The 21,097-nt window shown below is 42.5% G+C and carries 23 protein-coding genes, 1 pseudogene and 1 riboswitch; of the genes and pseudogenes, 13 read left to right on the plus strand and 11 right to left on the minus strand.

Annotated features, from left to right (window positions below; translation table 11 throughout):
- Positions 1-85: 85 nt before the first annotated feature.
- From EV207_RS02035 to EV207_RS02045, 3 genes are read right to left on the minus strand one after another with little or no spacing between them, the layout of a single operon-like run.
- The gene (locus EV207_RS02035) at positions 86-883 is read right to left on the minus strand and encodes an energy-coupling factor transporter transmembrane component T family protein (RefSeq protein ID WP_132743134.1); all 798 of its coding nucleotides are present in this window, start codon (positions 881-883) and stop codon (positions 86-88) included.
- On the minus strand, positions 843-2,339 hold the full coding sequence (locus tag EV207_RS02040) for an ABC transporter ATP-binding protein (protein ID WP_132743136.1): 1,497 nt from the start codon (positions 2,337-2,339) through the stop codon (positions 843-845). Before EV207_RS02040 ends, EV207_RS02035 begins: the two co-directional genes overlap by 41 nt.
- On the minus strand, positions 2,320-2,901 hold the full coding sequence (locus tag EV207_RS02045) for an ECF transporter S component (RefSeq protein ID WP_132743138.1): 582 nt from the start codon (positions 2,899-2,901) through the stop codon (positions 2,320-2,322). Before EV207_RS02045 ends, EV207_RS02040 begins: the two co-directional genes overlap by 20 nt.
- 121 nt (positions 2,902-3,022) lie before the next feature.
- A riboswitch (TPP riboswitch) is annotated at positions 3,023-3,124 on the minus strand.
- 298 nt (positions 3,125-3,422) lie between these two features.
- Between EV207_RS02045 and putP (EV207_RS02050) the strand changes: the two genes are divergently transcribed.
- The 11 genes from putP (EV207_RS02050) to EV207_RS02100 all read left to right on the plus strand — a co-directional run bounded on the left by putP (EV207_RS02050) (position 3,423) and on the right by EV207_RS02100 (position 10,160).
- Entirely contained in the window at positions 3,423-4,892 is a 1,470-nt protein-coding gene (gene putP, locus EV207_RS02050) for a sodium/proline symporter PutP (protein WP_132743140.1), read from the plus strand.
- A 155-nt stretch (positions 4,893-5,047) separates the two neighbouring features.
- Positions 5,048-6,517, plus strand: a complete 1,470-nt coding sequence (gene putP / locus EV207_RS02055) for a sodium/proline symporter PutP (RefSeq protein ID WP_132743142.1) — start codon at positions 5,048-5,050, stop codon at positions 6,515-6,517.
- Positions 6,518-6,617: 100 nt separating this feature from the next.
- Positions 6,618-6,869: a DNA alkylation repair protein gene (locus EV207_RS02060; protein ID WP_132743144.1), complete on the plus strand. Its 252-nt coding sequence runs from the start codon at positions 6,618-6,620 to the stop codon at positions 6,867-6,869.
- 122 nt (positions 6,870-6,991) lie between these two features.
- Positions 6,992-7,213: a spore germination protein gene (locus tag EV207_RS02065; RefSeq protein WP_132743146.1), complete on the plus strand. Its 222-nt coding sequence runs from the start codon at positions 6,992-6,994 to the stop codon at positions 7,211-7,213.
- A 75-nt stretch (positions 7,214-7,288) separates the two neighbouring features.
- Positions 7,289-7,909, plus strand: coding sequence for a spore germination protein GerPC (gerPC, locus tag EV207_RS02070; protein ID WP_132743148.1), 621 nt, complete (start codon positions 7,289-7,291; stop codon positions 7,907-7,909).
- A complete protein-coding gene (locus tag EV207_RS02075) occupies positions 7,899-8,087 on the plus strand; it encodes a spore gernimation protein GerPD (RefSeq protein WP_132743150.1) in 189 nt (62 codons plus the stop codon). Before gerPC ends, EV207_RS02075 begins: the two co-directional genes overlap by 11 nt.
- Complete coding sequence (locus EV207_RS02080) at positions 8,087-8,467, plus strand: spore germination protein GerPE (protein ID WP_132743152.1); 381 nt, start codon at positions 8,087-8,089, stop codon at positions 8,465-8,467. Before EV207_RS02075 ends, EV207_RS02080 begins: the two co-directional genes overlap by 1 nt.
- Before the next feature lie 71 nt (positions 8,468-8,538).
- On the plus strand, positions 8,539-8,760 hold the full coding sequence (locus EV207_RS02085) for a spore germination protein (protein ID WP_132743154.1): 222 nt from the start codon (positions 8,539-8,541) through the stop codon (positions 8,758-8,760).
- A gap of 24 nt (positions 8,761-8,784) precedes the next feature.
- Positions 8,785-8,988, plus strand: coding sequence for a spore germination protein GerPB (locus tag EV207_RS02090; RefSeq protein ID WP_132743156.1), 204 nt, complete (start codon positions 8,785-8,787; stop codon positions 8,986-8,988).
- A gap of 103 nt (positions 8,989-9,091) precedes the next feature.
- On the plus strand, positions 9,092-9,652 hold the full coding sequence (locus EV207_RS02095; protein WP_132743158.1) for a hypothetical protein: 561 nt from the start codon (positions 9,092-9,094) through the stop codon (positions 9,650-9,652).
- A 307-nt stretch (positions 9,653-9,959) separates the two neighbouring features.
- Positions 9,960-10,160 carry a hypothetical protein gene (locus tag EV207_RS02100; protein ID WP_132743160.1) on the plus strand — a complete coding sequence of 67 codons (201 nt, stop codon included), beginning with the start codon at positions 9,960-9,962 and terminating at the stop codon, positions 10,158-10,160.
- Here the strand turns inward: EV207_RS02100 and EV207_RS02105 are convergent.
- Together EV207_RS02105 and EV207_RS02110 are read right to left on the minus strand one after the other, a co-directional pair.
- Positions 10,157-10,525: a YppE family protein gene (locus EV207_RS02105; protein ID WP_132743162.1), complete on the minus strand. Its 369-nt coding sequence runs from the start codon at positions 10,523-10,525 to the stop codon at positions 10,157-10,159. The genes EV207_RS02100 and EV207_RS02105 overlap by 4 nt on opposite strands.
- Positions 10,526-10,587: 62 nt before the next feature.
- On the minus strand, positions 10,588-10,917 hold the full coding sequence (locus tag EV207_RS02110; protein ID WP_132743164.1) for a hypothetical protein: 330 nt from the start codon (positions 10,915-10,917) through the stop codon (positions 10,588-10,590).
- Between the two features lie 314 nt (positions 10,918-11,231).
- On the opposite strand from EV207_RS02110, the gene recU reads away from it, so the two are divergent.
- Both recU and EV207_RS02120 read left to right on the plus strand, forming a co-directional pair.
- A complete protein-coding gene (gene recU, locus EV207_RS02115; RefSeq protein WP_424511336.1) occupies positions 11,232-11,840 on the plus strand; it encodes a Holliday junction resolvase RecU in 609 nt (202 codons plus the stop codon).
- 78 nt (positions 11,841-11,918) lie between these two features.
- On the plus strand, positions 11,919-14,597 hold the full coding sequence (locus EV207_RS02120) for a PBP1A family penicillin-binding protein (protein ID WP_132743166.1): 2,679 nt from the start codon (positions 11,919-11,921) through the stop codon (positions 14,595-14,597).
- Positions 14,598-14,646: 49 nt separating this feature from the next.
- On the opposite strand, the gene EV207_RS02125 is transcribed toward EV207_RS02120, so the two are convergent.
- The 6 genes and pseudogenes from EV207_RS02125 to EV207_RS02150 all read right to left on the minus strand — a co-directional run bounded on the left by EV207_RS02125 (position 14,647) and on the right by EV207_RS02150 (position 21,073).
- A complete protein-coding gene (locus EV207_RS02125; RefSeq protein ID WP_132743168.1) occupies positions 14,647-15,918 on the minus strand; it encodes a glycoside hydrolase family 18 protein in 1,272 nt (423 codons plus the stop codon).
- 62 nt (positions 15,919-15,980) lie between these two features.
- A complete protein-coding gene (gene nth / locus EV207_RS02130) occupies positions 15,981-16,649 on the minus strand; it encodes an endonuclease III (RefSeq protein WP_207902903.1) in 669 nt (222 codons plus the stop codon).
- A gap of 429 nt (positions 16,650-17,078) precedes the next feature.
- A pseudogene (locus EV207_RS23350) lies at positions 17,079-17,477 on the minus strand (CAP domain-containing protein); the annotation flags it as partial.
- Positions 17,478-17,706: 229 nt separating this feature from the next.
- A complete protein-coding gene (locus tag EV207_RS02140) occupies positions 17,707-18,402 on the minus strand; it encodes a DnaD domain-containing protein (protein WP_132743172.1) in 696 nt (231 codons plus the stop codon).
- 169 nt (positions 18,403-18,571) lie between these two features.
- Positions 18,572-19,864, minus strand: coding sequence for an asparagine--tRNA ligase (gene asnS / locus EV207_RS02145; RefSeq protein WP_132743174.1), 1,293 nt, complete (start codon positions 19,862-19,864; stop codon positions 18,572-18,574).
- Positions 19,865-19,888: 24 nt separating this feature from the next.
- Entirely contained in the window at positions 19,889-21,073 is a 1,185-nt protein-coding gene (locus tag EV207_RS02150) for a pyridoxal phosphate-dependent aminotransferase (protein ID WP_132743176.1), read from the minus strand.
- Positions 21,074-21,097: the final 24 nt, after the last annotated feature.

Consider the following 21,097-nt stretch of genomic DNA (forward strand, 5'->3'; position numbering starts at 1 on the left):
AGACAGCACCCGCTGTCTCTTTTTGTATGCATTCATGTGAAAAAACCATTAGGCGCGCATCCCCCTAAAAGCTTCGCAGCTTCCTCTACTCCAATACATTGGTATATGGCGTAAACGGAAATGCGACGGACAGCCAAAAGGCTGCCGCGACTAAACCGGCGATTGTGATGATGAACACCAGATCGTAACGGCTATAAGTCATGATGTAGTAATAGGTACGCCCGCTGGTTTCGGAGAATCTTTTCGCTTCCATTGCAACGGCTGTCCGCTGTGCTCTGCGGATCGATTGGGAAAGCAAGGCAATCGCGTACCTTTTTATTTTTGTGTAACGCGCTTTGATCCCCTTTTTCCTGTCCATCCCTCTAACCTTCATCGCCGCTCGAATCGTATAAAATTCCTCATACATGATCGGCAGCATGCGAAACGCCGCTAGAAAACCGTAAGCATATTTTGGCGGGCATTTGATTTGCTGCATTAATGAATAGAAGAACTGGACAGGTCTCGTCGTTGTAGCAAACAGCATCCCTATCACTGTGTATAAAAAGGTCCTTAGCCCGATATGCAGCCCCCGTGCAAGGCTTTCTTCGGAAATAATGAGAAAATGCCATTGAAATAAAACATGATCCCCTTTCCCGAAAAAAATCATTGTTGTCGAACTTAAAATTGCTAGAATGAATGCTGTAAATAAAAGCCAAAATGATATCATCTTCGCGAGTCCTGTAAAAAGTAGATAGCTTACAAAAAAGCAGCCAGTCAGCCAGATCATCGTGTTAAGATTGTGAATGAAAAGCCCAACGATGAACAGGGCGGCGATCACCCCAAACTTGAGTGCCGGATTGACATTATAAAACCATGTGCTGCGAATGATCCAATTTCTGTCCATATCCATCCTCCCCATCCACTTGTCTCCGTCCCCGTGCTGTCAATTTATCTTCGTCTATATTGCCATTAGCAAGCCTTATCGCCCGCGTCGCAAAACGGTGAACAATCTCCATTTCATGCGTGACCATAACAATTGCCGCACCTTTTTTCCTAAAGCCTTCAAAAAGCTCAAGAAGCTCAAACGTATTTTTTGCATCTTGTCCAAAAGTTGGCTCATCCAATAAAATCACCGTAGGTTCCTCTATAAGGGTGCTAGCTACACTCAGACGGCGCTTTTGCCCTGTTGAAAGCTGATAAGGATGCTGATCTTTTTGTTTATTTAATGAAAATCTGATTAATTCCGCCTTCACCTTTTTCTCAATCTTATCCGGATCCATGTTTTTGACGTTCAAACTAAATCCTAGTTCTTCTGAAACACGATCCGTTACAAACTGAAATTCAGGATTTTGAAAAACAAACGATACTTTGGTTTCGTCATTTTCCACAAACCATCTTTTTTCACCTTTATATTTCAACAAATCCATCATGCCTTCTAGCAATGTGCTTTTTCCGGCACCATTTTCCCCGATAATGGTTACCCACTCGCCCCGTCCAATACTCAGTTCGGGGATACTCACTTTAGGACGCTTCTTGCGATAGACTGTAAAATGGTCAAGTTTCATATAGACTCGTTGTTCCGCCTGCTCAAGGGGGTCAATCGCCATATCAGTCTCACCATAACGACCCTCCCAGACTCCCGGGTACCATATGCCGTATTCCTTCAACTGCTTCTGATAGTTGGTTAGGATATCATCCGCTGGTCCATCGGTAATGATTTCCCCGTTCTCATTAAATAAAATAATCCGGTCAATAAAATCCAATATATGATCGATTTTATGTTCGACGACAACAACCGTTTTACCATGGGTAATCTGCCTGACTGTTTCCCATAAATCCCTTGTTCCTTCTGGATCAAGCATGGCAGTCGGTTCATCCAAAAACAGAACATCCGGATCAAGTGCAAGAGCTGAAGCCGTTGCCAGGCGCTGCTTCATGCCGCCTGACAACTCCTGAATCAACATGTGGGAATTCTCAAGATCCAGCCCGACGGCCTTAAGATATTTGTCTATTAAAGCCGGCATGTCATTTTGAGGAATTTGCTGATTTTCCAATACAAATGCAATTTCCTCATCAACGTAAGACATACAGAATTGCGAATCAGGGTCTTGAAAGACATAGCCCCATTTATCCGGAATCGACATGTTATCAGCTTTCATAGGCACTTCAATACTTTGCGGGATCAACCCGCACAGCACTTTCATTAAAGTTGATTTTCCGCATCCTGATGGACCGAGCAGCAGTATCTTTTCTCCCTTTTTATAATGACAGGTTAAATCTTTTAACAGCATCTCCTTTTGCTTCGGAAAGGCTAATCTAAGATTTTCTACGCCAAAACCCTTATTGATCAAGGACATCATAATCATCCTTTGATACCGGTCTGACGAGTGACGTGACGCCAGTTGCATCAAGAGCTTTGACAAGAACGACTGCAAATACACCGGATATGAGACCCGCTCCGATAAAACGGAAAATGATGTTCAACGCCAGATTCCAACCAGCAAGCTCAAAAATATAACCAAAACCAATGTCAAGAATTAATGATGCGAGCGCCGCGCCAAATCCCGACAGAACCGTCACAAGCATGTCATACCGCTTATAACGGAAGAAAAGAAAAGCCAATTCAACAAACAGACCTTGTGCTAAGCCGTAATAAAAGCTAATGATGCCGCCCTGTCCGGCAAATAGGACTTCGCCCATTGCAGCCGCCGTTTCGGCAAGCAAAGCTGTTCCCGGCTTTCTTGTGATTAATATAGCCACCGGGCCGGCCATGAACCACATACCGTATACAAGCTGATCAATTTGGAAGCCAAGCGGCTTCAATACGGTTGAAACAGGACCCCAAAGTTTGTAGATGATGCCAAACACCAAAGCAATCACTATAGTGACCAGAATATCACTCAACTTCAATTTTTTACTCATTGTTAATAGCCTCCTCAGTTTTTATCACACATTTGAACCCTAGGGGCCGGAAAATGAGAAAGCCGCTTTCCATAACATGGAAAGCGGCGGGTTTATGCCAAATGGACAGCTTCGTGACAAAGCCGGAAAAACACCACTTTCCTACGCTGGAATGATCCAGATCAGGTTCCAAGGGATCAAGGATTCACCTTATCTCAGCCAAACGGCACCCCTAGTGGACAAACGAATGATATAGTTATTTCCTTTACCATAATACATTCCCGATCATATGACAACAATTAATTTTTAATTTCTATGATCTCCCCACGATTGAATTTTCAAAACATTTTTACTTGGGTTATCCGATGTAAGCGATTTCATAAGCAAGCTATTAGTCATAAACGCTGATTGGTAAAGGCATTGTCCACGGGTTATCGCTTGAATGTTTATAGTCTGGATGTTACCGTGTATAACCGTTGATGCTTTGTTCGGAGGCAGCTGGCAGAAATTCAGGTGCCAAAAAAATAAGAAGGAGAGATTTGGTGGAATTAGGTGTTTTTATTTCACTCGGCATTTATATGGTCGGGATGCTATTAATTGGTTATTGGTCCTACAGAAGGACCTCAAATTTATCAGATTATATGTTAGGTGGCCGTGGCTTAGGTCCAGCTGTGACAGCCCTGTCGGCTGGTGCTTCTGATATGAGCGGCTGGATGGTCATGGGTTTGCCCGGTGCCATGTATGCAACGGGCGTATCTAGCGCATGGGTCGCGATCGGCTTAACCATTGGCGCTTATATGAACTACATTTTGCTTGCTCCAAGGCTGAGAACTTATACAGAGATTGCTAATGATTCCATCACTATACCAGACTTTTTAGAAAATCGCTTTCACGATTCATCTAAGATGCTAAGGCTCGTCTCAGGGATAGTCATTTTAGTATTTTTCACATTGTATGCTTCCGCAGGCCTCGTATCTGGAGGCCGGTTATTCCAAAGTGCTTTTGATTTGGATTACAAAATCGGGTTGTTCGTCACAGTCGCTGTCGTTGTCGCTTATACCCTTTTCGGAGGATTTCTTGCCGTCAGTATGACTGACTTTGTGCAAGGCTGCATTATGTTCATCGCACTGGTAATGGTCCCGGTCGTAGCAATAACAGATATCGGCGGAACACAAACCATGTTTACTGAACTGAAAAATATTGATCCATCCTTGCTTAACTTTTTTACAGGGACATCTGTTCTTGGCATCATATCATTCCTGGCATGGGGATTGGGTTATTTCGGCCAGCCGCACATCATTGTCCGGTTTATGGCCATCAATTCTGTTAAGGAATTAAAAACAGCACGCCGCATTGGGATTGGCTGGATGGTTATTTCAATCATTGGTGCTCTGTTTACCGGGTTAGTCGGCAGAGCATTCTTTTCTCAGAACGGCCGCGACCTTGCTGACCCGGAAACGGTTTTTATTGTCTTTTCTAATATCCTGTTTAACCCCTACATTTCAGGTTTCTTATTAGCAGCAATTCTTGCCGCCATTATGAGTACCATCTCGTCACAGCTTCTCGTCACATCAAGTGCCGTGACTGAGGATTTTTACAAAACATTCTTTAGACGGCAAGCATCCGATAAAGAATTGGTTTTTGTTGGACGAATGGCTGTATTACTTGTCGCCATTGTCGCTATCTTTTTGGCTTATACACCAAACGACACAATCTTAGGCCTTGTCGGACATGCATGGGCTGGATTTGGTTCAGCTTTCGGTCCCGTCATTCTATTAAGTGTGTATTGGAAGAAGATGACGAAATGGGGTGCACTCGCTGGGATGATTGTCGGCGGAGTGACCGTCATTGTCTGGCTTCAAGTGCCTGGTTTAACTGATATCCTTTATGAAATGATACCAGGCTTTTTCCTTAGTCTAATTGCGGTCATTGTCGTAAGTATGATGACAAAAAACCCGGGCACAACCATTCAAAATCAATTTGAAGAAATGAAACAAAAGATGACAGGTTAATGCCAGACAGCAGTGCCGCAGTTTGTATCAGACAGACTGCGGCATTTTTTTTAGTTATTCGGGAAGTATAAAATTTCTGAATAAGCCAGTTCCCTATAAAACTGGTATAATAAGAGCTTAAGGAAAAATCAAAATTATGAAAAAGGGGAGAAAAGATGGAAACTGGCGTTATTGTTTCATTAGGCATTTATATGATAGGCATGTTGTTAATTGGGTATTGGTCGTACAGGAAAACATCCACACTCTCAGACTACATGCTTGGCGGCCGGGGATTGGGTCCCGCGGTCACCGCGCTGTCTGCAGGTGCTTCTGACATGAGCGGCTGGATGGTTATGGGCTTGCCTGGAGCGATGTATGCATCGGGTATGTCAAGCTTATGGCTTCCAATCGGTTTAACACTTGGGGCTTATGTGAACTATTTGGTTCTCGCCCCACGGTTCAGAACCTATACCGAGGTCGCCAACGACTCGATTACGATTCCGGATTATATGGAGAACAGATTCGAGGACAAAAAGAATATCCTCCGGCTCGTTTCAGGGATTGTCATTCTCATATTTTTTATCTTCTATACATCCTCAGGGATGGTGTCAGGCGGAACATTATTTGAAAGCGCATTCGGATTTGATTATAGGGTAGGTCTCATTTTAACAACGGTCGTCGTTGTGGCTTATACGCTGTTTGGCGGCTTTCTGGCGGTAAGTATGACCGACTTTGTCCAAGGTACCATTATGTTTGTGGCCTTAATTCTGGTGCCGATCGTTGCGTTTACGGATATCGGTGGCTTTCAACCAATGGTTGAGGATATTCGCAGTGTTGATCCCTCCCTTCTAAACCTATTTAAAGGGACATCCTTTCTCGGCATTATATCTTTGTTTGCCTGGGGTCTCGGTTATTTTGGCCAGCCGCACATCATTGTCCGATTTATGGCCATAAAATCGGTTAAGGAACTAAAGGCTGCACGCCGGATCGGGATCGGCTGGATGATTATCACCCTTATTGGCGCATCAGCTACCGGCCTGATCGGTATTTCCTATTTTGTTCAACACGGCGGAAAATTGAATAATCCCGAAACTGTTTTTATCCAGTTTTCAAATGTTCTGTTTAATCCGTATATTGCTGGATTCTTGCTCGCTGCGATGCTGGCAGCGATTATGAGCACAATTTCCTCCCAATTGCTTGTTACATCCAGTGCAGTCACAGAGGATTTTTACAAAACATTCTTGCGCCGCAATGCATCAGATAAGGAACTCGTATTAATCGGCAGACTCGCAGTGCTAGCTGTAGCGCTTATTGCCTTTTGGCTCTCATATACGCCTAACGATACCATTCTTGAACTGGTAGGGCATGCATGGGCTGGATTCGGCTCTGCGTTTGGTCCAGCCATTCTGTTAAGTCTCTATTGGAAGCGGATGACCAAATGGGGAGCACTCGCTGGAATGGTTGTCGGCGGATTAACTGTCATCATCTGGCTCCAAATTCCAGGGTTGGCTGATAAAATATATGAAATGATCCCCGGGTTCTTCTTGAGTCTTCTCGCCGTTTACGTTGTCAGCCTTTTATCAAAAGAACCGTCAGCGTCTGTTAAAGAACAATTTCATGCCATGGAAAAAGAATTACATTCATAGTCGAAATGCTAGTTAAGCACCTAGGGGAATACCCTTAGGTGCTTCTTTATTAATATGGCAAGAATAAATGGGCAAAAATAACTTAGAGGAGGTGTCAGACATGAGTGATCCTTATCTCTGTCCGAACTGTAAGACAAACAAAACAAGATTTAATATTATCGAACAGGTTCCAAATGCGGTAAAAAAAGATCCGGATTCCGGTGAGGTGACTGAAGAGTTCAGCATGGCTGATCTTGACCCCTTTCATTTGCCTTATAAAGGGCCAGAAAGAAAAGTGCAATGCGGAGCTTGCGGATTGATTGAGGATGAAAGGAACTTTATAAAAAGGGCCGAATATGAAAGAAAGCAATAATTCTTTCTTTGTCAGTGGCAGGCTGGTTAGCATTCCAGCCTGCTTTGCTTTTCGTTCCAGAACACCTAGGCATTATGATCATAGACTATGGTAAGGACATTATTTAAAGGAAGTTGACTATTATGCCAGCGATCGTCGGAATCGTAAAACTTACCGCAATTTCCAGCAGTGCGGTATTTAATATCGGTGATGTCTATAACATCTCGCCACAAGCCGAGTCCAAAACATTTGCAGGTGCGGGGTCATTCAATACTGGTGACCATCTTCGCAACCATAATAACTATAATATTACAACTACCAACGACCGCGATCTTAGTGATCAAGCCAATGCTTTTAATGTGTAATGCTAACATTAATTTCGATATAGGCTAACGCCCGCCCACCATAGTGCATAATATGATGATGTGAGGTGATGATTTGTGCATCCAGATCAAAATCTATATGCGTATTTGCATCAATTGCAAAGCCTGCTTGGCAATCAAGAGCGGCGTATTAGCCATCTTGAGGCAACCCTTGATGATTTGAATCAAACGATCGGCAAAATGGAAAATGACAAACAGCCCGTTACAGTCAATTACTCTTTTGATCAATTAAAAGTAGATACTCTTGAGGGGACATTGAACATTGGCCTGAATCCGGATAAAGATCTGGATGACCTTGATGACTTTACGATTAATGATCAAACCATCCAATCTCCCCTCCCTAGTCAACAGTCGGATGATTATGGGGATTTAATGCAAGAAATCTCCGCTAGTCTTCAGCCTTATCTAGGAGGTCGGGCCTACCAGGATCTCACGGCCATTGAAGAAAATAAAAATTATCCATTGGATGATGCTTACAGACAATTTATTATCAGTGACATTCAAAAACAATTGCAGCCTAGAATTGATTATTATATCAAAAAATATAAGGATCAATATCATCAAAGGGATGAGCTTGTTCAGGCTGTTACCCTGCAAGTTCAGAATGACATCAAAAAGGCTTTTGAGATGTTTATTGATTATTTACCAAAGAAAAGGCGTGAAAAGCATGAATTTTAATGTAGTAAACAAAGAGCTTTGTGTTCAGAACATCAGAATTATCGGTGTGGCATCTGCTTCGGTTGTTCTAATCGGTGATGCTGAAACCATCGGCTCATCTTCTATATTTGATACTCCTCCAGAATCACTAATTGTTGGGGAATCATTAGTTCCGCTAGCACCTGTAGGTACGATGTAATGTTGGTCAGACCATCCCTTGTTCACGATATACACATTGATTCGGTGACTTTAAGTTCGGTATTGGAAATAGGTGACAGCAGACGGCTGACACCCTCAAGTAAGGTTTTTGCCGTACAACGGGAGTATCCCTTTTACGATAGCAGAAAGGCTGTTTTACAAAATCACTTGTTCTTTGTCCCCCTCTTAAAAGCAAACATTTACGAGCCCGTGCAGACGACGATAGTTAACGAGCCGAATAGCAGCATCAAGGTTGATCATTTGCGTATTATTGCCGTGTCGAATGCTTCTGTTGTTGAAATTGGGTCAACAGGCGACATTTATTGTGAAGCACGGACTAAGAATGTCCGGCAATTCATTAATCCGCCAAAAGAATTATAGACAAAACCCTAACACGAACCCGATCTTTCTCATATGATAATGAATAACTCGTGATTAAAGGGTGACTTATTATGCCATCGATCGCAGGACCGATAAAAATAAACGCCATAGGATCCGGCGGAAACTTTACCGTCGGCGATACACTGAATATATCACCTAAATCCACGGCAAAATCTTACGGTGGATCGGGTTCATTTAATACTGGGGATCTTTTGCAGACAAATAACGGGCTAAGCAGCACAAATACCATGGACTCGGACTTGAATGACGCCAGTAACTTTGCGAATAACTAAATCGTGTTATGGAGCGTGCGCTCAATGAACTTTTTTATTAATCAAGAAATTAATATTCATCAATTAAAAATTAATGGTTTAAGCAATTCGTCTGTCTTACAAGTTGGGAGTGCCGGAATGATTAAACCGATTTCCAATTTATATAATACCGGCGGCTTTACCGGCCCCGCTCCCCAAATACCAAAACCGGGTGCACACATATACGTCCCCCTGCCAGCGCCTTCATAAATAATATAAGGAGGCGCTGCTGTACATAAAGAAAACTTGGCTTATCAAGTATAATTGAAGCAATCAATTGATAAACTAACCAAAAAAAGGTGTGGTGAACCATTTGTTTACCAGAAATAAGTCATTTGTAACGCTCATTATTATTTTCACTTTTTTATTGCATAGTCATAGCGCCTCTGCCATCGACCTTAATCATATGGTGATAAAAAGCAAACCCATTAAAGACAGCAAGGAGCTTGTTAAGACATCCGATCTGATATTTCTCGGACGTTTTGAACATGTGAAACATCAAGTTAGAACTGATCATGCTGTCACGGGTGGACAGCTTTATAATTTCATACAGCCCATTTCAATAAAGGACATGTATAAAGGCTCTCAACAGACATCAGTGGATCTTCTTACAACAGGTGTCCTTCCTCTTCCAAAACCTGAAAACCCGCTAAATACCCTATACCCGGGCCCTATTGCCGAAGGTGTGTACCTTGTTTTTATAAAAAAGTTTCCCCATCAAGATCTTTATTATCTAAATGGGGGATGGCAAGGATTGTATCCAGTCATCAGCGGCAGGACCATTGCTTTAAAGGAAAGCGGAAAACCCGAATTCAATCATTTAAAACCGACCGACATTCCTAAGGTTATCGAAACCATCGAGAATGCCCAATAAAGAAAACTCGCCGATTGGCGAGCCTTTGGTGAAGACAGAGGCGTAGTTGCACTTATGTGCGTCAGAAAGTTATACTTTCTGATTAACTAAAGAAAACTTGGCTTATCGCCAAGCTTTAATGGCGAAAGCCTTAGTTGCCCTTATACTTTATTCCGCTTTTTCGCTTTAGCGAACTTAAACATTCTTAAAGTATAAAGAAAACAGCGGCCTTTCCTTTGGCCGCTGTTTTCTATTCTATTAATGAGTCATAATTCGGCTGGACAACCATATACTATACTAACCTAGTAAAACCTGAGGAGGATCGCTTATGCTAGCCGAAAAAGTGATGGAAAAAGCTAAGCCAAACCGGAGTCTATTCAATAAAGTGAATGTATTTTTAATTAAACTTCCTCATTTAAAAGCAGAAGACCTTTTGGAAATGCTGACGAATGTCATGTTTAAGGCGATACTAATATTTGGTGTCCCATACTTTATCTATGTGTTCATCAAATTCCTGTCGATCTATTAAGAGAGTTGTTTTTCTATGGACTCGAGAACATAGTCTATCGATTTGATTGTTTCAAGAAACCTGCGCCGGCGCGTGTCCTTTTGAAATGCTGTCACCGATATAATTGTCAAATTATCATACGTGTCATTAATTTGAATGGGATACACGTATTTTGGATGATCCCGCTTGACCCATTCCAGTGCAAGCGGCTTCCATTCATCCACAAGCCGAAGGACATCGTCAGCAAAGGGTTTAACTTCACCGAAAAAGTCAACATTATAACCTTCCTGCCTTGTCCTCCCAACAAATTGACTATGTGCTTTATTATTATAGTCTTTTAACTGTATCGTCAATTGTTTTAATCTATCCTTCATGTTATCTTCCATGCTCTCACCCCCAAAGTCCATGTTATCAAATCTTTGGAGATCTGGCACGGCTGTGGCGCACCTTAAGTCCCGAATAGGCCTTTGCCTAGTCTTAATGAATCCTTAGATCTTTTTTGATCTGCTTGCATTTCTAATGGCCTGTGGCCGATAGAAAATGTCCTCAGTTCCCGGTCAATAGCTTTAATTTGATGATCAATCCGCCGCATTGTTTGGTAAATATCCTCAAGCTCCTGCCGATGCTGGAGAACTTGCAAAGACACAATTTCATCGGCTTTATTCGCGATTTTCCTTTCGATTTGCTCCATTTTCACTTCCAAGACATCCATCCGGTACTCATAAGCATCCATGGAAACACCGCCCGAAGTTTGCATTCCCTCACCTGCTTTTTTCATGACAAACCATCCTTTCGTCACCGAAAAATGTTTATGAGATTACTTTCGTGATTCGCCCCTCTATACCTGCAAGGCTGACAAAACAAGAGGTGCTTCCGCAAAGAAAGTCTTTTTTCTTATTTATAAGTAGATTTTCGACAAAACCGTCCATTTGAGGTATTCGCTGATTTTGAATTTTGGTATAGTAACATTGGAGACAAACCCTTTAACAAGGTTTTGGACACAAAATTGTTGGAACGTTATTCAGTTTCATTTACGTTATAATAGTAAAGGAAATGCGGCTGACTAATAAAAGCATCAAAAGGAGTTTTGACTTGACGATGTTTTATCCTAATGGAAAACCCTATTTAAAGGGTAAACCCAAACAAGGCATTGGCTTAAACCGGCAAAAATCGGTAACTTACGGCAACCGAGGCATGACATTAGAGGAAGACATCAATATCTCTAATCAGTATTACTTAACGAACGATATTGCTGTTATTCATAAGAAACCGACACCTGTTCAAATTGTCAATGTCGATTATCCAAAGCGGAGTGCGGCAAAAATTACTGAAGCTTATTTTAAAAAGGCGTCTACTACGGACTATAATGGACTTTACAAGGGGAAATATATTGATTTTGAGGCGAAGGAAACCCGTCACAGATCATCATTGCCGCTTAAAAATTTCCATGGCCATCAGGTGGCGCATATGAAAAATGTACAAAAACATAGCGGCATTTGTTTTATCATTGTAAAATTTTCGTCAGACGGTGATATCTTTCTTTTAGATGCGGGAATCCTTGTTGAATACTGGGATTTGCAGCATCAAGGCGGAAGGAAATCCATACCCAAAGCAGAGGTCGTTCGACGCGGTCATTCCATTCCTTCAGGTTATTTGCCTAGAATAGATTACTTAAAAGTCTTAAATGATGTATACTTATGATTTGGTCATAAGTTATGAAGTCGTACGAATGTTATAATTTGATTTAGATTTGTCGTCTGGAAAGGTAGGATTTGAATTATGGCAGAATATAAATCAAGAACGGAAAGACGTCAGGCTCAAGCGGACCCAAAGGGGAAAAATAAGGGCAAAAAGAAGGGTCTTTTTAGAAGAATCGTTCTTATTTGCTTATTGCTTTTTCTATTTTTTATTCTTGCGGGCACGATCACAGTCTTTGCAATTATAAAAAATGCCCCATCTTTGGATCCGAGCAAGCTTCGTGACCCGATGTCGACGATTATTTACGATAAAAATAAAGACAAAATTGACACGGTGTTCGATCGGGAAAAGCGGATCAATGCACCAATTGAAAAAATCCCTGATGTGGTGCAGGATGCTTTTATTTCGACTGAAGATGCCCGCTTTTACAAACACTTTGGCATTGATCCTTATCGCATTGGCGGCGCTATTATCGCAAATATTACGCACGGGTTCGGGGCTGAGGGTGCGAGTACCATCACGCAACAAGTTGTAAAAAATTCGTATCTTTCACCAAGGAAGACATTAACGAGAAAAATACAAGAAGCTTATCTATCGATTAAACTTGAGCAAAAATACACCAAGAAACAAATTCTCGAGATGTATTTGAATAAGATTTATCTCGGTGAAGGCAGCACATATGGCGTCGCAACCGCGTCACAGGTTTATTTTGGCAAAAACATTGAAGATGTCTCCCTTGCCCAAGCTGCAACACTGGCCGCTCTGCCAAAAGCACCTACCACATATGATCCGCTTCGGCACCCTGAGGCGGCGAAGGAGCGTAGGGATCTTGTGCTTAATCTAATGGTTAAGCACAAGGCCATTACTAAGGCAGAAGCCGAGAAAGCAAAAAAAGTGACAATGGAAGAGGAACTGAAAGGACACCATAAACTTGACAGGCCTAAATCAAAGTACAATGCCTTTGTTAATTACATCCATCATGAGTTAGTTGATGTCAAAAAGGTAATCACTGATGATGACTTTTATAACGGCGGCCTTAAAATTTATACGACATTAGATCCAAAAGCACAACAGCGTGTTGAAGATGTCCTGAACAACGATGCCAATTTCCCTGGTGTTCAAGACAATTTCGAAGCCGGGGTCTCTGTGGTTGACACCAAGACGGGAGCAGTAAGAGCCATTGGCGGCGGCCGTCATTATAAAGCTGGCATTAACTGGGCCCTTAACTCTGATAATAGTGTTGGATCTACAGCAAAGCCGATTATGGATTACGGTCCTGCCATTGAATATTTGAAATGGTCTACAGCACATAAGATTGTTGATGAACCTCATCATTATTCAGACGGGACACCGCTTGGCAACTGGGATGGACAATACGACGGTGAAGAAACAATAAGAAGAGCGCTGGCGAGATCCAGGAACATACCGGCAGTTAAAACCTTGCAGCAAGTCATTGATAAAGCCGGTGAGAATGATGTGAAAGATTTTACGGATAAATTAGGGTTTAACTTTAAGACGGTCTATGAAGCTTACGCGATCGGTTCATTTAGTGCGTCACCACTTCAAATGGCCGGGGCTTATGCCGCCTTCGGCAATGACGGGGTCTATAATGAACCCTATGGGGTGAAAAAAGTTGTTTTCCCTGAAGGCAAAACAATTGACCTTGATCACAAGCAGCATAAGGCGATGCATGACTACACTGCCTACATGGTAACCGACATGCTTAAGGATGTCGTCACGTCAGGCACAGGTACACGGGCGAACATTTCTGGAGTGCCTCTTGCCGGCAAAACAGGAACGACTAACATTACGGATAAATATGCAAAAGACCATAATATCTCTGCTTCCGCCGAAAACACCGGAGCGCTTGACGCTTGGTTCGTTGGTTATACGCCAAAACTGACAACCTCTGTCTGGACGGGATACACACCGGCTAAAAAGGATAGCGACGGCACCTATTTATCGAAGCAGGAATCACATTACGCGCAATCAACGTTCAGCGCCATTATGAGCTCTTTGACATCATCTGATACAGCGGACTTTAAAATGCCGAATTCAGTCGGTACATTGCCTGGCAGCGAGTTATATGTGAAAGGCCACAAGCCATATATCAAGCCGAAGGAAAAAAAGTCCAAAAGGCTTAAGAAACCTACAAACCTTCATGCTGAATATGACCAAGGCGGTCAAAAATTGAAGCTGAGCTGGAATTACGGCAATACGGACAATGTCAGCTTTGGTATCGCCCAGAATACTAACTCTATTGGTTCGACTGGCGATACAAGTATAGAGATCAATAATCTGCAGCCCGGCCAGGATTACACCTTCTCTGTCACCGCCACACCGACCGGTAATAGCGGCGACAGTGATACAAAATATACCGCAAGTAATCCGGCTACGGTTAAGATAAAAATACCTGGAGATACGGGCAACAAGAACGATCAGAACAATAAAGATAAAAATAAAAACAAAGACAAAGATAAAAATAAGGATAAAAACAAGAATAAGGACAAGGGCAAAAATGATAACAACCCAGGCGATAATCAACAGCCTGGCACACCGCCAAACGGGAATGACGGTCCAACATACCCGCCGCCAAAGGATGACGGGACGACACCACCTACACCGCCTACACCACCGACACCACCTACCACTGGTAATGGTGGCACGGGAACCGGAAATGATCAAGGCGGCGATACAGCCAACAATCCAAACAACAACCAAGGCGGGACAAATGATACCGGCAAAACGCCCGAAAATTAACCTTTAAATATGAACCCCCCCAAGATTCTTGGGGGGGTTCGTTTGCTTATCAAACTTTTCTAACCTCAAAATAATCATTAAGGTAGGCCCAAACCGGCGGATAGCGAAAGGCTAAATTCCAGAAGCTTATCCCGCCGAGATCGTATTGGTCTACCATATGAAACATCGCTCTCATGGTTCGCAAGTCCTCAAACCATACGATATGCTCTTTGCCGTCTTGCGCTGTGTAATGGAAAAAAGGTGCTTCTTCTTTTGTGTCATAATCAATGCTGCGATTATGCTGCCTTGCTAATTGATAGGCCTGGTTAGTGCTGACTGCCTTGGCAAACTCTCCTCCCTCTTCGTATGGAAGTGTCCAATCATAACCATACAACGGGATACTCATAATAATTTTTTTCCTTGGAATGACCGATCTTGCATAATTCACAACCCGGCGGACTTGAGTGATCGGGCTGACTGGCATCGGCGGCCCGCCGCTCCATCCCCATTCATAAGTCATAAGAATAACATAATCAACGATCTTACCATGAGCCTCATAATCGTGTGCCTCATACCAGGCTCCGGTCTGCCGCCCGCTAAGCTTTGGGGCAACGGATGTGCACACAATAAAGTTTTCCCTGTGAAGGCGATCTGTGATTCTTCTTAAAAACCGATTATATGCCTTCCTTGTATTTTTACCAAGAAATTCAAAGTCAATATTCACACCGCGATAACCCTTATTTTTCAAGGCATTAATGACATTTTGAATGAATTGGTTTTGAACGGAAGTACTCGAAAGAATAGCTTTAGCTACATCACGATCAAATTCTCCATTGGCAATATTCGTCAGCACCATTAAAGGCTGCGTTCTGCTTTCTTTCACGGCGTCTAATAACGCTGCCTCATTATCAGGGGGTGTGATGCTTCCGTTCGCCTTAGCTTCATAACTAAATATTGATAAAAAGGTAAGTGCCTCTTCCGCCTCTTGAAAATGGGAGACAGCGTTTTGGCTGGGCTCTAAAAAGCCGTTAACGACAATCCGCTGTTTTTTCTTCTGCGGCAATGTCACTGTCATACCTGGTTGGAGTGTTTGGCCCGACAGGTTCTCGTTAGCGGCTACTAATGATTGATAAGGGATATTTAGCTTTTGGGCGATTGTCCATAAGGAGTCCCCTGACTGTACAATATAAGTATCCGAGGTCGGCATTAACAGTGTCTGTCCAACAACTAATTGATTAGGATTAGTAATATTATTTAAATCAGCTAGCTGCTGGGCGGAAATACGGTACGCTTGAGCTAAACTGTATAATGTATCGCCGGAAGATACAACATGAATTTGCATAGAAATCCTCCTTCTAGCATCATGCTGTATCCTATGACTGGAACATTTGTCCCTGTGTCATTTTATTTTCGCGCACTCAATGTCATACCCTGCTTCATTCGTTTTTGCCCTTCCCTGCAAAGGTCTAATAACGGACAATCGGGACATTGAGGTCTTTGAGCTTTGCAGTGATAGCGTCCAAAAAAAATCAGCCTGTGATGTGTTTCTGACCACATCTCCCTAGGAATCTTTCTCATAAGTGTCTTCTCTACCTCTAGGACACTGTCTTTCCAGCGGCAAATCCCAAGCCGTTTTGATACCCTTTCTACATGAGTATCAACGGCGATTGCCGGAACGCCAAAAGCATTTGAAACAACAACATTTGCTGTCTTACGTCCAACCCCTGCAAGCTTCGTTAATTCTTCGTGGGTCTTCGGAACCGTGCCGCCGTGTTCGTCAATTAATGACTGGCAAAGCTTCCGTATATTCTTTGCTTTACTTCTATATAGTCCAATGCGCCTTATGTCTTGTTCTAGCTCTTCTGGCGCTACACTTAAAAAGTCTTCCGGTTTATGGTATTTTTTAAACAAGTCCTTAGTCACTTCATTAACCTTTTTATCAGTGCATTGTGCGGAAAGAAGCACACTTATAGTCAGTTCAAAAGCGTTGCTATGATTTAGTTCGCAATGTGCGTCTGGAAACATGGTTTCTAAGGTATCCAGAATCTCTTGTATCGCGTGTTTATTCAACATGAATACATTCACCCCACTCTATTTTATCACAAAAAAAGAAGCAGGGTTTAACCCCTGCCCTTATCTTACATATAATGTTTCCCCAACATACAAACTGCCTAATGACCCGTCTTGCGGGTTTAAAATGTTAAGGTCAGAAATCGTCATGCCATTATTGTTTGCGATTTTCCAAGCTGTTTCCCCATTCTTTACAGTGTGGACATTCCCGCTGATACGGATTTTTTGACCGACATAAAGGCTGCCGATCGAGCTATCCTGTGGGTTCAACACTTTCAATTGCGGCAATGTAATATAATGGCTATGTGCAATTTTCCAAGCTGTATCACCAGACTTAACAGCATATAACTGCCAAGAAGGAATATCGCTTGTACTTGTGTTATTGTTTGTTTGTGACGTGCTTGTTCCAACTGGTGTGACATGGCTCGTTGTTTTTGTAAATTCCTGTACCCAATAACCGTTAACATATCCAACACCGATTGTATCAAATTGAGGTTTTAGAATGTTTGCACGGTGTCCTTCTGAATTCATCCAAGCTTGCATCACTTCTTCTGGCGTCCGTTGTCCTTGAGCAATGTTTTCTCCCGCGTAACTGTAACCAATACCAAAGCTTTTCATCATGTCAAACGGTGAACCGTATGTTGGTGAAGTGTGTGAAAAATAATGATTGCTTGACATATCTTGCGCTTTAACTTCCGCGACGTGTGAAAGTTCTTTCCCCATCGTTAACGGTTTGAGACCACGTGAGGTACGTTCCTTGTTAACTAATTGAACAACTTGCTTTTCATATGAACCTATTTCTTGTGCGTGTCCAATGTTTTGGCCAAAGCCAATGCCAACAAACATTGCAAGTGCAGCAATTGTCATTGACACTCCCTTTAATAGTTTCATTGTTTTAAAGATCCCCCCCATTTTATCGTTCATAAATTTGATAATTTGCTCTAAAGTATTCGTAGGTCCAAAGTCCTTTTTGTCTCTTTGTGGTTTCCTTTTTTGGGCATAAAAATAGCGTTTTACCATTTGTTTTAGGAAATGGTAAAACGCACGTTTCTCACTCTTTTTACTTTTCCAGCCAATTATACATAGGGAACGTAATGGCTGGCTTCTTTTTCCTTTCCTGCTGGCTTGGCTTCTGATTAAAACGCTGTCTTATTTTTTCCCCATGTGCCTTAGCCTGTTCCAGTGTCTTCACGCTGTTTTTCTTCCAATCAAATAAAATCCGGTCAATATATCGAAAATTAAGCTTTCCTGAAATAACAGACTCGCGCAAAGCCGCCTTAATTAATTCCGATGAATGCTGATCTTGATCAATCCACATCGTCAATGTTTCACATTCGATCGGAGACAATGGCCGGCCGAATTCGTTTTCAAATATCGTATAGAGCGCTGTTTCTTGTTCATGAGATTCATTTGAGACCTCGTTTTGGTAATGATGGCTAACTAACTTCTCCCACAGTGGCAGAAGCGTATAGGCCTCGGAATAAATGTTATTGTCCTTTGACTGGTCCATAGCCAAATAACCCTTTTGGATGAGATATCTTAGGGTTTCCGCGCACTCAGCCGGCGTACAGGACATTCTCTCTGAAAGCTCATTAGGCGTCGGAAAATAATTCCCGTGACTGATAAAGGCATGCACATGAATAAGCAGCATGCATTCTCTTTCGTTTAATCCCAGACTATAGTAATTATCGAGTAGTAATGAAGGGATCATAACGTTACTGTTTACTAATAAATCCGTTAATAATTTTTTCTCCATGATTCGACACCTCTATTTTTATTATATCATGAAGCAGGCATCTCTTTGGCGATATTTTCGTGGCTAAATTTTACTTTATAAATGAAAAGTGCCATTCCATCCGAGGTTTGCACCATACGGGAATGACACTTTTGCTAATGATTTAAATTTCCGAAGAGCCCTGTTTCTTTTATGGATAAATACGATTCAATAATCTTGGGAAAGGAATTGTTTCCCTTACATGTTCCGTTCCAGAAATCCAGGCAACGGTTCTTTCCAATCCCAAACCAAAACCTGAATGCGGGACAGAGCCGTATTTTCTTAATTCCAAATACCATTCATAAGCCGGATCTGTTAATTTATGTTCGCTGTATCGTTCTTCAAGCAATTGCAGATCATCAATTCTTTGGCTGCCGCCAATAATTTCGCCATAGCCTTCAGGCGCAATCAAATCGGCACAAAGGACCACATCTTCCCTCTCCGGATCAGGCTTCATGTAGAAGGACTTGATAGCTGTTGGATAGTGCGTAATAAAGACCGGTTTATCGAAGCTTTCGGCAATCGCTGTTTCATGCGGCGCGCCAAAATCCTCACCCCATTCGATATCATCAAAGCCCTTTTCCTTAAGCAATTCAACCGCTTTATCGTAGGTAATCCTTGGGAACGGTGCCTTGATCATTTCAAGTTTCGTGGTATCACGGTCAAGCGCCTTGAGCTCCAGTTTGCAATTTTCAAGGACCGATTGTACAACATATGTGACATATTGTTCTTGAATGACCAAACTTTCTTCATGTTCAATAAAAGCCATTTCAGGTTCAATCATCCAAAATTCGATTAAGTGGCGGCGCGTCTTTGACTTTTCCGCTCTGAAGGTTGGTCCAAAAGAAAATACTTTGCCAAACGCCATCGCAGCGGCTTCCATATATAACTGTCCGCTTTGTGACAAGTAGGCATCCCGATCAAAGTATTTGGTATGGAAAAGATCCGTCGTGCCTTCCGCGGAACTGCCGGTTAATATCGGCGGATCAACTTTAATAAAGCCTTGTTCATTAAAGAAATGATAAGTCGCGCGAATAATCTCATTACGAATGCGCAAAATAGCATGTTGCCGGCTTGATCTGAGCCAAAGGTGGCGATTATCCATTAAAAATTCCGTACCATGCTCTTTGGGTGTGATCGGATAATCTGATGCAATCTGCAGCACCGTCAAATCTGTTACCGTCAATTCAAAACCAGAAGGTGAGCGGTGATCCTCTCTTACAATCCCTTTAACATAAAAGGAGCTTTCTTGGGTCAGTTCGGAAGCTTTTTCCCATGCCTCTTCAGAAACCTCACTCTTGACGACAACCCCCTGAATAAAGCCTGTCCCGTCACGAAGCTGCAAAAATTTAATTTTACCGCTTGATCGTTTGTTTGCCAGCCAAACACCGATCGTGATTTCTTGTTCAACATGCCTGCTAACTTGTGATATTGTTGTTTTCATTCACTAAACCTCCACTAACGTCACTTATGATAAATGTTTTTCCATAAATTGATTGATCCGGTCCAAAGCTTCTTTTAAATTCTCTAAGGATGTCGCATAGGATAGACGGATATAATCTTTGGCGCCAAACCCTTTACCTGGAACGAGCGCCACTTTTTCCTCGCTTAGGAGTGCGCTTAACCATGAAGAAACATCATTAAAGCCGGTCATATCGGCAGCTTTTTTTGCATTTGCAAATAGGTAGAAAGCGCCTTGTGGTTTTACACAAGTCAACCCGGGTATGTTAATGAGCCGCTCATAGGCGTAATTTAATCGATCCTGGAATGCCAGCCGCATCTCTTCTACAGGCTTTTGAGTTCCTTCATAAGCGGCAATCGCCGCGTGTTGAGACGCTGAAGCCGGGTTTGACGTGCTGTGGCTCGCGAGATTCGTCATCGCTTTAATTAGACCCTCATCACCCGCTGCATAGCCGATTCTCCAACCAGTCATTGAATGGGATTTCGACACACCATTAATGATAACAGTTTGTTTCTTAATTGCTTTGGAACATTGAGCAATCGATGCATATTCCGTGCCTTCGTACACTAATTTTTCATAAATTTCATCGGAAACGATCACTAAGCCATTTTCAAGGCAAAAATCACCGATATCACGCAGCTCTTCTTTAGTGTAAATCATGCCGGTTGGGTTGCTCGGTGAATTAATAATGATGGCTTTCGTCTTGTCCGTAAGGGCTTTTTGCAATTGATCGACCGTGACTTTAAAATGATTCTCCTGGCATGTGTCTACGATGACCGGCATTCCACCAGCTAATTTAACCTGCTCAGGATAGCTGACCCAGTATGGCGCAGGTATGATCACCTCATCACCAGGATTTAAGCAGGCTTGGAATAAAAGGTATAAAGCGTGTTTTGCTCCAGTGGTAACGATGATGTTGGATAAGCTGTAATCCAAGTGCTGATCCTTTTTCAGCTTTTCGATAATAGCTTGTTTTAAGGCTGGCAGCCCGCCTGATGGGGTATATTTTGTTTCGCCGTTTTTGACCGCGGTCATTGCCGCCTCAATGATATGCTCCGGTGTATTGAAATCTGGCTCTCCCGCTGCAAGCCCAATGACATCGTGGCCTTCCGCTAGCAGTTCATTTGCCATTGCTGTAATGGCAAGTGTCGTTGAGGGTGTTATAGTCGTGACTCTTCTTGCCAGTTCCATTTGAATCGCTCCTTATGCATAAGC

It is taken from the genome of Scopulibacillus darangshiensis, assembly GCF_004341035.1.
Taxonomy (GTDB): Bacteria; Bacillota; Bacilli; order Bacillales; family Sporolactobacillaceae; genus Scopulibacillus; species Scopulibacillus darangshiensis.